The 12404-nt window shown below is 61.2% G+C and carries 6 protein-coding genes; 1 reads left to right on the top strand and 5 read right to left on the bottom strand.

Annotated features, from left to right (window positions below):
• Positions 1-148 precede the first annotated feature (148 nt).
• The 4 genes from FO014_RS16375 to guaB form a co-directional block, all read right to left on the bottom strand.
• Positions 149-706, bottom strand: coding sequence for a hypothetical protein (locus FO014_RS16375; protein WP_160030287.1), 558 nt, complete (start codon positions 704-706; stop codon positions 149-151).
• Complete coding sequence (locus tag FO014_RS16370) at positions 703-4947, bottom strand: RHS repeat-associated core domain-containing protein (protein WP_160030286.1); 4245 nt, start codon at positions 4945-4947, stop codon at positions 703-705. Before FO014_RS16370 ends, FO014_RS16375 begins: the two co-directional genes overlap by 4 nt.
• A gap of 336 nt (positions 4948-5283) precedes the next feature.
• Positions 5284-6861, bottom strand: coding sequence for a glutamine-hydrolyzing GMP synthase (guaA, locus tag FO014_RS16365; protein ID WP_105232171.1), 1578 nt, complete (start codon positions 6859-6861; stop codon positions 5284-5286).
• A gap of 124 nt (positions 6862-6985) precedes the next feature.
• Positions 6986-8449 (bottom strand): IMP dehydrogenase, encoded by a 1464-nt coding sequence (gene guaB / locus FO014_RS16360; RefSeq protein WP_145961106.1) that lies wholly within the window; start codon positions 8447-8449, stop codon positions 6986-6988.
• A gap of 169 nt (positions 8450-8618) precedes the next feature.
• Here guaB and xseA point away from each other — a divergent pair, with 169 nt between their 5' ends.
• A complete protein-coding gene (gene xseA, locus FO014_RS16355; RefSeq protein ID WP_105233483.1) occupies positions 8619-9995 on the top strand; it encodes an exodeoxyribonuclease VII large subunit in 1377 nt (458 codons plus the stop codon).
• Positions 9996-10028: 33 nt separating this feature from the next.
• Here the strand turns inward: xseA and FO014_RS16350 are convergent, their stop codons facing one another.
• Positions 10029-12392 (bottom strand): glycoside hydrolase family 31 protein, encoded by a 2364-nt coding sequence (locus FO014_RS16350; protein ID WP_160030285.1) that lies wholly within the window; start codon positions 12390-12392, stop codon positions 10029-10031.
• Between the last annotated feature and the right edge of the window lie 12 nt (positions 12393-12404).

The following is a 12404-nucleotide window of genomic DNA, read 5'->3' as shown; positions in this document are numbered from 1 at the left end:
CAGTAGAGGGAACAACGTCAGCAATATGCTGATTTTCATGGTGTGCACGCCTGCATGGATAGAATCCACACAGGGTGCTACGACATGGTCAGAAAGGCAGCAAAGAAGTCTTTATTGGATTATGAAAATTTATGCAGCCCCCTCAACCTCAGGTTGTGGGGATCTCAACAGAGAAATCGAAGCCAAGTAACCCAGCCTCTTCCACTCTGCGTTTGAATGCATCCGTCACAAAGACACGGCTGATATCTTCTTCAATAGAAAATAGGTACTCATCGGTGATGTTATCCACCTTAAGAACCGGTTTTCTAATCAGAAATTTGCCCTCAGCCTCTCGGAATAATGCGTTTTCCCGATCAAAACATCCCGCAAGGACATTCGTAGGGTGGTACCCTAAAAAGGCCTTCCTTTTACTGTCAGTTGAAACCGGTAAAACTTCGCCCCGAGGAAGTAGAATATCCCTCAAAACATCCAAAGCATGCTCACTTAGAACAAAAAAGGGGGATAAAGCGCTACTGAAGTCAAACTGGTAGTTCCGCTTTCCCGTATCATTGCTACGTAGCTCTAGCCTGATAGGTGTGTAATTACTCAACGGCTTCCAGTTAGCGCTTCGCACTCGCCCCATGATACTTTCCTCCCCCTCAGGATAATCCTGAATAAAGGAGCAAAAGTTAGTCACGTCAGATCCTAGTAAATATATTTTTTTCATAACAACACCGTGTACCAGCTGGCACTTCTATCCGCTGAAAGTAACGTTTCTCGCATTAGCTGCAGTTCATCCAAGACACCTTGCTTACCACCAAATTCATGCGCATCCAAGATATGTTGATTCACTGCATCCAAATACTTATCCGGATGCTTGCCATTATGCAATATCCCAAGCAAATCGTCCGTGTTGTTCCTATTTGGCAGGAACACGCCATTTTCTGCGCCATTGATATCAATGTCGTGCCGTTTCAGTATGTCTCGGGCAGGTCTTGCACCCTTCGCTGTTTCCGGGACGATATGGTGCGCAGCTGAATTTGCAGGACGCGGTGTACCCGCCTTTTCCATACTCTTGGCCAATGCACAGCTGGTCAAACCCAGCGGGTCAATCCATCCGAGTGGATTCGGCGTATACTGATACAGGTTCAGCCCACCGCGCAGCCCTATCGGGTCTTGTGTGGTAAAACGCCCCACCTCCGGCTCGTAGTAACGGAACAGATTATAATGCAGCCCGCTTTCGTCATCCTGGTACTGGCCGGCATAACGCAACGGTTGGTCAACGAGCGCGTCCTTACGCCGTTCGGCGCCGGTGACCGTCTGCCCCTGCAGTTTGCCGAAGGTGTCGTAGTTGCCTGACCAGCGCAGGTTACCCTCGGCGTCGGTCACCTCCAGTGGTGCGCCGTTGAGGTCGGTGTGCAGCCAGTAGATATCTGCCTGCTGGCCATCGCCCGCCTGCTCGAGGGCCGCCAGCGGCGTCCAGGCATTGGCCGGGTCATAGCACCAGGTGCGGCGCGTGCCGTTGTCCCGCTGCGCCTGCAGCAGTCGGTAGCCCTCCCATAAAAAGCGCGTCGTTTCCGGCGCTTTCCCCTTGCAGGTTACCGTTTTGCGCGTGCGGCGCCCCAGCGCGTCATAGTGATACTGCGCCTCAAAATCGCCCTGCGGGCCGCGGTCGTGCGCCTTTATCAGCCGGTTGTCCGCATCATAGACGTAGTGCTGTTGATAGATACCGTTGCGCCGGCTGGTCAGGTTGCCCCAGCCGTCATAGCGGTAAAACATCCGCTGCCAGTATTCGAGACGGTTATCGACCACCGGCGCCGGCGGCAGCTCGGCATCAGGGTCTCGGCTGACGCGCTGCTCACCAATCAGGTTATCCGCCAGGTCGTAGCGCAGCCGGTGGCCGGGCTTGCCCTGCTGCGCCTCGCGGTGCTGCAGCAGGCGTCCTTCCGCGTCGTAGCCATAATGAATCTCGCCGCGCAGCGCGTCACTGACACCTTCCAGCTCGCCGCGGCCGGTATAGCGGAACGTGCGCCACAGCACGCCCTCTTCCGGTTTGCTGATGCGCCCGAATGCGCTGCTCTGCCCACTGCGCCGCCCCAGCGCATCGTATTGGCGCTGCTGCTGCAGCGCGCCCTGGGTACGACCGGTTTCCCGGTGCAGCCGGTCGCGGCTGAACTCGCTCACCAGTTGCTGGTTGAACCTGATGGCGCTGGCATGGCCGGAGCCGTAACGGAGCCACTGCAGTTGGTCGCCCTGCGGCAGCGTCAACGCCTGCAGGTTGGACAAGACATCCCACTGGTACTGCAGCTCACCGTTAACGCCCTGCTCGCTCAGCAGGTTGCCGGCCCTGTCGTAGCACAGCTGTACGCTGTCCGGCTCGATACCCAGCGCGATGCCGGCAGCGGTCGGCGTACGCGTCAGGCGGTTCATGCGCCCGGCCTCATCGTAATGATAATGCCACTCGGCGCTGTCGTTGGCGCGCCAGGTCAGTTGGCCGGCTTCGTCATAACGGAACTGATGCAGGCGTTGTGCAGGCGGCGCCTGCGGGTCGAGCGGCCCGGTTTCCCGCAGCTCGCTCAACTGCCCCGCAGAGCTGTAACGATAATAGCGGTCGGTGCTATCCGGCCGCCGTTCAATCATCAGCCGGCCAACCGCATCGTGGCTGAACTGGTAGTCCCCACCGTTGCCATTTTCCAGTCTTGTCAACCAGCCGCGGCAGTTGTAGTGATAGCGGCGCGTGCGCTGGATGCGGTCGGTGACACTGACCGGCTGTCCCAGCAGGTTGTACTGCCAGCGCGTCTCACTGCCGAGCGGGTCCTGGTGTCGGGCCAGCTGGCCCTGCGCGCTCCAGTCGAAACGTTCTTCGCTGCCGTCGGGATGCAGCAGCGTCTGCAGCCGGCCGGCTCGGTCCCAGCGGTAACGGGTCAGGTGGCCTTCCGCGTCGGTGCGATGCGTCAGCTGGCCCAGCGCGTCATAGGCGTAGGCGGTGACGCTGCCGGAACAGTCGGTATAGCGCGTCAGCAATCCCTGCGCGTTCCAGGTCAGTTTCACCTCGCCGCCCAGCGCATCAATGACGCGTGCCGGCAGGCTCTCTTCCTCGTCGGGATAGTGGTAACGGGTGACATTGCCCAACGCATCAATCTGCTGCGTCGGGCGTCCCTGGGTGTCCCAGTGCTGAAACGCCTGACTACCGTCCGGGTAGGTGACCGAGAACAGACGCCCGCTGTTGCGGGAATACTGGTAAGTGGTGGTGCGGTCCAGCGGGTCGGTCTCGCTCAGCAGGCGGCCGTACCGGTCCCACTCGCTCTGACGCTGCGCACCGCCCGGCAGCACCACGCCGCACAGCTCGCCCCGTTCATAGATAAACGCCGATTTTCTGCTGTCAAAGTCGGTGAACTGCGCCACGTTGTCGTCATCGTCCAACTGCCACAGCGCCCGTGCGCCGTCGTCGCGCACCGCCCGCCGTGTGCCGTTGGCAAAGTCATAATAGAGCGCCAACTGCTCGCCGGCGCTGTTACGGTAGGCCGCCACGCGCGGTAGGCCGTCAATCTCCTGCCAGCGGTACTCGTTCAGCAGGCCGTTGTGGTCCTGATGACTGACCATCAGCCCATCCTGCCAGCCAAAGCGCCGGGTGACTTCGCCGGCGCGGTTGCGGACGCTAATCAGCTGCCCCTCATCATCGTAACCGTAGTGCACCAGCGGCAGCTCGCCGTCCGGGGTAAACAGCAGCACCGTGCTCAGGCGGGACAGTCCGTTGGCGGTGGTCAGGTAGCGGCACGCCAGCCGCTGGCCGGCGCTGTCGACCAGTTCGGTCAGCCGGCCATGGTCATCGTGGAACAGGGAAATCGTGTTGCCGGTGAGGTCAGTCAGCATCTGCAGCCGGCTCGGCTCATCACTCAGCGCCGGGTAGTGCCAGGCCTGTTCGCTGACGTCGAACACCTGCCAGCTGCCATCACTGTTGTGCATCAGCCAGCACTTTTCCGCTTCGCAGTAGGTTTTATGGCCACGCGGCACCATCGGGAAGGAGACGTAGTCGCCGGACGGCGCGCGCCACACCAGGCCATCCTGGTAGCGCTTAAGGCTGCTTTCCCAGAACAGGCTCCAACCGCGACCCAGCACGCTCTGTGCCGGGTTACCGCTGCGCCAGTAGCGCTGCCACTCAACCGGCAGCCGCGACGGCAGCACAAAGTCCAGCTCATCGTCGCCGGACAGGAACTTCTGGCCGCTGATGATATCTATCGGCCGGGCAATAATGCCGGCGGCGGTCGTGGCGGTCATCAGCGTGCCAAACCGGCAGGCCGTACGTCCCAGTTTATTGATGCCGGGCGCCTTGCTCAGCATTTTCCCGAGCGCCCCCAGCTTGCTGGCCGCCCCGCCGACGCCGCCTACCAAACCGGCAAACAGCAGCGTCAGGTCGGAGATTTTATACAGCCAGTCCGGCACTTCCGGTTTTATCGGCAAGGTGGCGACGGTGCCGCCGCCGATGCGCACGTTGGGCGAGCCTTCTATCACCTGGGCGTCGCAGTTGGTTTTATCCCCCACGCGCGCCGCCGGCTGGCCGTTGATAAACACCTTGTCCGAGCCCTGCGCCATCTGCATGCTGGGGCCGTCCTGGTCACAGGCGACCTGACTGACGGTAGCGATGGCCGCCGGCTTGCCATTGATGAGCACATCCGGCGAGCCAGTCAGGATTTTCCCGGCCGGCGTCAGGCTCCCTGCACCGGCCTCCGCAATGCCGTCGCGCGCCCTGGTCGCCAGCTCCCCGGTGAGATAGCCCACCGCCAGGCTGGCGCCCACCAGTAATACGCCGACGCCCACGCAGGACGCCGCCAGACCGGCAACAAACAGCGCACCCGCCGCCACCGCGCCGGCGGCGGCAATCAGACCGCCGACCAGCGTGCCGCCAATCATCCCCGCCAGTGCATGGGAGTGGCCAATCGCATCGCCGACGCGTGCCGCTTCACTCATGGCACGTTCCTTATTGGGCCAGATACTCGGGAGATATTGAAGGAGACGGGATCAGCATTGTCCGCCGACAGTGACTTGACGGTACAAACAAAATATCCAATTAGCGGGGTAACACAGCTGCGGGAAAAAACAGGCATCGTACAAGTTCCTTTTGCTAAATAATGACTCAGGCATCGAGTTGTTCCATCACATCGAGCCTTGATAATACCATCGGCGATACCATAAAAAATTACCGGTTTCTAAGACAAAAATTACCGGAAAGCAAACAAAAAAAGCCCGCGATTACGCGGGCTTAGTCGATGTTTTACTGCTTTATGTGCAGGCTATGACGTTAAATCATTCCCACTCGATCGTCGCCGGCGGCTTGCCGCTGATGTCGTACACCACGCGGGAGATGCCGTCTACTTCGTTGATGATGCGGTTGGAAACGCGGCCGAGGAACTCATACGGCAGGTGCGCCCAGTGCGCGGTCATAAAGTCGATGGTTTCCACCGCACGCAGCGAAACAACCCAGTCGTATTTACGGCCGTCGCCCATCACGCCGACGGAGCGCACCGGCAGGAACACGGTGAACGCCTGGCTGACCTTGTTGTACAGGTCGGCTTTGTGCAGCTCTTCGATGAAGATGGCGTCGGCACGGCGCAGCAGGTCGCAGTACTCTTTCTTCACTTCGCCCAGCACGCGCACGCCCAGACCCGGCCCCGGGAACGGGTGACGGTACAGCATGTCGTAAGGCAGGCCCAGCTCCAGACCGATCTTGCGCACTTCGTCTTTGAACAGCTCTTTCAGCGGCTCGACCAGGCCCAGCTTCATCTCTTTCGGCAGGCCGCCCACGTTGTGGTGCGACTTGATCACGTGCGCTTTACCGGTGGCGGAAGCGGCAGATTCGATCACGTCAGGATAGATGGTGCCCTGCGCCAGCCATTTCACCTGCTCTTGCTTGCAGGCTTCTTCGTCAAACACTTCCACGAACACGCGGCCGATGATTTTACGCTTGGCTTCCGGCTCGTCCACGCCCGCCAGCGCGCTCAGGAAGCGCTCTTCCGCCGGCACGTGCACGATGTTCAGGCCGAAGTGGTCGCCGAACATTTCCATCACCTGGTTGGCTTCGTTCAGGCGCAGCAGGCCGTTGTCGACGAAGACGCAGGTCAGGCGCTTGCCAATGGCGCGGTGCAGCAGCATCGCGGTAACGGAAGAGTCCACGCCGCCGGACAGGCCGAGGATCACGTGGTCTTCACCCACCTGCTCGCGGATGCGTTCAACCGCATCTTCGATGATGGTGGCCGGCGTCCACAGCGCTTCACACTGGCAGATATCCAGCACAAAACGCTCCAGCATGCGCTGGCCCTGACGGGTATGGGTCACTTCCGGGTGGAACTGCACGCCGTAGAAGCGTTTTTCTTCGTTGGCCATAATGGCGAACGGGCAGGTGTCGGTGCTGGCAACGGTCACAAAGTCGGACGGGATGGCGGTGACTTTGTCGCCGTGGCTCATCCACACGTCCAGCAGCGGTTTGCCTGCCGGGCTGATGGCGTCTTCGATGTCGCGGATCAGTGCGCTTTCGGTGGTCACTTCCACCTGCGCATAGCCGAACTCACGCTCGTTGGAGCCTTGTACGTGGCCGCCCAGCTGCATCGCCATGGTCTGCATGCCGTAGCACACGCCCAGCACCGGTACGCCGGCGTTGAAGACGTATTCCGGCGCGCGCGGGCTGTTATGTTCGGTGGTGCTTTCCGGGCCGCCGGAAAGGATGATGCCGCTCGGGTTGAATTCGCGGATCTGCTCTTCGCTGACGTCCCAGGCCCACAGCTCGCAGTAAACGCCGATTTCGCGCACGCGACGGGCAACCAGTTGGGTGTACTGCGAACCGAAGTCCAGAATAAGAATGCGATGCTTATGAATATTTTGTGTCATGTGAGGCGAATTCCAGCAACAAAAGGAGAAAAAACAACAATAAGCGCGTGGTGACGGCCCCGCTCTCTGCGGGGCCAGCGGCGTGATATGCCACGCCGCTACGCATAAACATCTCTGCCGTGGGTTAGCCCATACGGTAGTTTGGTGACTCTTTGGTGATGGTCACATCGTGCACGTGGCTTTCCTGGATGCCGGCGCCGCTGATGCGTACGAATTCCGCCTTGGTGCGCAGTTCGTCGATGGTGCCGCAGCCGGTCAGGCCCATGCAGGAGCGCAGGCCGCCCATCTGCTGGTGTACGATGGCCTTCAGCATGCCTTTGTACGCCACGCGGCCTTCGATGCCTTCCGGCACCAGTTTGTCCGCCGCGTTGTCGGTCTGGAAGTAACGGTCAGAAGAGCCTTTGGACATCGCGCCCAGCGAGCCCATACCGCGGTAGGACTTGAACGAACGGCCCTGATACAGCTCGATTTCGCCCGGAGATTCTTCGGTGCCCGCCAGCATGGAGCCGACCATCACGCAGGATGCGCCCGCGGCGATCGCCTTGGCGATATCGCCGGAGAAGCGGATGCCGCCGTCGGCGATGACCGGAATACCGGTGCCTTCCAGCGCTGCAACCGCATCGGAGATAGCGGTAATCTGCGGTACGCCGACGCCGGTCACGATACGGGTAGTACAGATGGAGCCAGGGCCGATGCCCACTTTCACCGCGCTGACGCCGGCTTCAACCAGCGCTTTGGCGCCGGCTGCGGTCGCGACGTTGCCGCCGACGATTTGCAGATCCGGGTATTTGGCGCGGGTTTCACGGATGCGCTGCAGCACGCCTTCGGAGTGGCCGTGGGAGGAGTCAATCAGCAGCACGTCAACGCCTGCCGCGACCAGCGCGTCGATGCGCTCTTCGTTGCCGGCGCCGGCGCCGACCGCCGCGCCAACGCGCAGGCGACCCTGCTCATCTTTACAGGCGTTAGGCTTACGTTCTGCTTTCTGGAAATCTTTTACGGTGATCATGCCGAGCAGGTGGAAACTTTCGTCAACCACCAGCGCTTTCTCAACGCGCTTCTCGTGCATTTTTTGCAGCACCACTTCACGCGCCTCGCCCTCTTTCACCGTCACCAGACGATCTTTCGGCGTCATGACCGCGGTCACCGCTTGGTTCAGGTCGGTCACAAAGCGCACGTCGCGGCCGGTGATGATGCCTACCAGTTCGTTGTCTTCGGTCACCACCGGGTAGCCGGCAAAGCCGTTACGTTCGGTCAGTTCTTTGACTTCTTTCAGCGTGGTGGACGGGGTGACGGTCTGCGGGTCGGTAACTACGCCGCTTTCATGTTTCTTCACGCGGCTGACTTCTTCAGCCTGACGCTCAATAGACATGTTTTTGTGGATGAAGCCGAGGCCGCCTTCCTGCGCCAGTGCGATAGCCAGGCCGGATTCGGTAACGGTATCCATTGCTGCGGACAGCATAGGGATATTCAGGCGGATGGTTTTGGTCAGCTGAGTGCCTAATTCTGCGGTGTTCGGCAGAACGGTGGAGTGGGCTGGAACCAGGAGAACGTCGTCAAACGTTAGAGCTTCTTTAGCGATACGTAGCATGGGCAATATCTCACCAGGGTGGATGCGGAAAAGATAAAATATTGCCGCGGCATTATACAGAGCGGAATCGGTTGCCTCCAGCACTTTCTTACAAAAACTCTTGATTAGCTGTTTGAGGCATGTAGTATCAGTCAATTAAGTGGTTGTTTTGAAATTTGATCTGGGTCACATGTCGCTACCTACCGCACCATCCATTTTTACCGTAAGCCGCCTGAATCAGACGGTTAAACAACTCCTGGAAATGGAGATGGGGCAGATTTGGCTCTCCGCCGAGATCTCAAACTTCTCCCAGCCCGCTTCCGGCCACTGGTATTTCACGCTGAAAGACGACCGTGCTCAGGTACGCTGCGCGATGTTCCGCAACAGCAACCGCCGCGTTAATTTCCGTCCGCAAAACGGCCAGCAGGTGCTGGTGCGCGCCAGCATCACGCTGTATGAGCCGCGCGGCGATTATCAGCTGATCGCCGAAAGCATGCAGCCGGCGGGCGACGGCCTGCTGCAGCAGCAGTTCGAACAGTTGAAGCAGCAGCTGGCGGCCGAAGGGCTGTTCGACCCGCAGTTTAAACAGCCGCTGCCCAGCCCGGCCAAACGCCTCGGCGTGATCACCTCCGCCAGCGGCGCCGCGCTGCACGATATTCTGCAGGTGCTGCAGCGGCGCGATCCGTCGCTGCCGATCGTCATCTACCCCACCGCGGTACAGGGCGCGGACGCGCCGCTGCAAATCGTCCGGGCGATTGAAACCGCCAACCGGCGCGATGAGTGCGACGTGCTGATCGTCGGCCGCGGCGGTGGTTCGCTGGAAGATCTGTGGAGCTTTAACGACGAACGCGTGGCGCGGGCGATTTTCGCCAGCCATATCCCGGTGGTCAGCGCCGTCGGCCATGAAACCGACGTCACCATCGCCGATTTCGTCGCCGATCTGCGCGCCCCCACGCCTTCCGCCGCCGCCGAACTGGTCAGCCGCAATCAGCTGGAGCTGCTGCGTCAGCTGCAGTCGCAGCAGCAGCGGCTGGAAATGGCGATGGACTACTACCTGGCGCAGCGTCAGCAGCAGTTCAGCCGCCTGCACCACCGCCTGCAGCAACAGCACCCGCACCTGCGGCTGGCGCGTCAGCAGACGCTGCTGTTCAAACTGCAGCGCCGGCTGGAAGAAGGCATGCAGCATCAGCTACGTCTGACGTCACGCCGCAGCGAGCGCCTGCAGCAGCGTCTGAATCAGGTGCAGCCGCTGGGGCGCATTCACCGCTGTCAGCAGCGTATTCAACAGCAGGAATACCGGCTGCAGCAGGCGCTGGAACGTCAGCTGAGCGGCTACCGCCAGCGCTTCGGCGTGGCCTGCAGCCAGCTTGAGGCGGTCAGCCCGCTGGCAACGCTGGCGCGCGGCTACAGCGTGACGCAAACCCCGCGCGGCGAGGTGCTGAAAACCACCAAACAGGCGCAGGTGGGCGAAATCCTGAAAACCCGTCTGCAGGACGGCTGGCTGGAAAGCGAAGTGAAAACCATCAAAAAAGTGAGCAAGCCGCGCAAGAAACGCGCGGCGGAATAGTCTTCAGCGGGCGCCATGACGGCGCCCGTTTGTTTAGCTCAGCGAATAGCCGCCCGCCCGCTCCCCGTTGATCCACAGCTCGCGCGTTTCCGCCGCCGGCAGCGTCACCGCCAGCCGCCGCCACGCCGGACGGAAATCCCCTTCATGGCTAAACGTCAGCGCAATACGCTCTGCGTCGCACTGCATCTGCCAGCGCAGCCACAGCGCGCCGCCCTGCCGCCAGGCGTCGCTCTCACCGTCGTCTTCAAACAGCAGCCCTGAGCGCTCGCCCTGCTGCAGCGGGAACAGTTTAAGTTCACGCTGGTCATCCGCCGCCACGTCAACGTGTGCCAGACGGCGCGAAAGCGGCAAGGCGGCGCCGGCCCGCACCAGCAGCGGCAAACGCTCCAGCGGCGCCGGCAGCGTCACGCTCTGTCCGCCGCTGAACCACTGGCCGCTGTAGAAGCAGTACCAGCCCGCCTGGTTATCCGGCAGATATACCGTACGCTCACGCTGCTCCGGCTCCACCACGCTGGCCACCAGCAGATCGCGCCCCAGCATAAAGTCGTCGTTCTCGCACCAGACGCGGCTGTCCTGCTCGTGATCGAGGAATGTCGGCCGCAGCATCGGCTCATCCTCGGCGCAGGCCTGCCACAACAGCGTATACAGATACGGCATCAGCTGATAACGCAGGTTGATCGCCTGACGGATCATCGGCGTCGCCGCCGGGTACATCCAGGGCTCGTTCACCGTGGCGTCGTCGTTCCAGGAGTGAATGGTAAAACGCGGATGCATCACGCCGTTTTGCACCCAGCGCACCAGCAGCTCGGCGTCCGGCTTATCACCGGAGAAGCCGCCGACGTCATGACCGACGTTATACAGCCCGGACAGGCTCATCCCCAGCCCCATGCGGATGTTGTAACGCAGCGTCTGCCAGCTGGTGCGGTTATCGCCGCTCCAGGTCTGTACATAGCGCTGCATGCCGGCGCAGCCGGAGCGGGAAATCAGGTACGGCCGCAGGCCGGGGGCAAAGCGCTGCTGGGCCTCCATCGAGGCGCGCATCATCAGCAACGGCATCACCGGGCGGATATGCTTGATGGCGATCGGCCGGCCAAAACCGTGGCAGCGCGCTTCGCCATCCCACACTTCGTATTCGTTGTTGTCGTTCCAGGTGGAATCGATGCCCATCTCCAGCAGCTGCTGCGTGACGCCCTGCTGCCACCAGCGCACCGTCGCCGGATTGGTGAAGTCGAGGTGTGACCCTTCGTCATCCCAGAAGCTCGAGCGCTCAGGCGCGTCGCTTTGCGAGTCGCGGATAAACAGCCCCTGCTCCGCCACCGCAGCGTACTGCGGATGGTCCTGCAGCAGACAGGGTTTGATATTCGCCGCCAGCTTCAGCCCGGCCTGGTGGAACGCCGCGCTCAGCGCCTTCGGCTTCGGCACCTTGTCGTAGTTCCAGTTGAACACGTAGCGTTTATCATTAATCGAGGTATAGCCGGAGGAGAGCTGGAACGAATCGCAGGGAATCTCATGCTGCCGGCACAGGGCGATAAACTGCTGCAGCTGCTGCTGCGCATCCGGCGCGTCGGTATAGTGCATGGTGGAGCCGCTGTAACCCAGGCTCCACTTCGGACCGAAGTGCGTTTTCCCGGTCAGACGCAGCAGCGCTTTGGTCACGTCCAGCACCTGCGGCCCGAGGAACAGATAATAATCCAGATCCCCCGCCTCCGCCTGATAGCGGCGGTAGGCCGGATGGTAGTTGTCCAGCTCATTGCCCAGATCCAGCCAGCAGCTGCTCAGGTTATCGTAAAACAGGCCGAAGCTGACGTCCTCGCGCCGGGTGATGGTAAACGGAATATGCTTATACAGCGGATCGGTGCTGGCCGCGTTGTAGCCCATGGCGTCCAGGTTGCGCATCTCAAAACGGCGGCCGCTGCGCTCCAGATCGCCGGATTTTTCCCCCAGCCCGTAATAGTGCTCGCCGCCGAAGCGGCGCTGATAGTGCGCCACGCCGTCGCCGTGCGCGTTCAGCAGATAGGCGCTGGTCGGCCGGTCGGCCGCCAGCGGGCGCCACTGCCCGTCGGCGGTGCAATACTCCCACTCCAGCCACAGGGGCTGATGCACCGTCACCCGCAGCGCGGCGCTGGTCACCACCAGCCGATCGTCATGCTGCTCCAGGCGGTAGCCCGGCAGGCTGAAGCCCGCCACGCTGAGCCGGTCGCGCCCTTCCCACGGCACGTCCTGCTGCGGCGCAATGCTCCAGGTGCGGTCCAGCGCCAGCTCGCCGTTGCGTTTCAGCAACACGCGGAACAGATCCTCCTCCAGCACGTAGAGGCAAAACAGATGCTGATCATCCACCAGCAGTTCGATGCGGTCGTCATATTGGCCGGCGAGGCTCCAGTTCTTTAGCGTTTTCATAGGGCATCCATC

Origin of the sequence: Serratia rhizosphaerae (genome assembly GCF_009817885.1) — a bacterium.
Classification (GTDB): domain Bacteria; phylum Pseudomonadota; class Gammaproteobacteria; order Enterobacterales; family Enterobacteriaceae; genus Serratia_B; species Serratia_B rhizosphaerae.
This window is presented reverse-complemented; position numbering and strand designations above follow the sequence as displayed.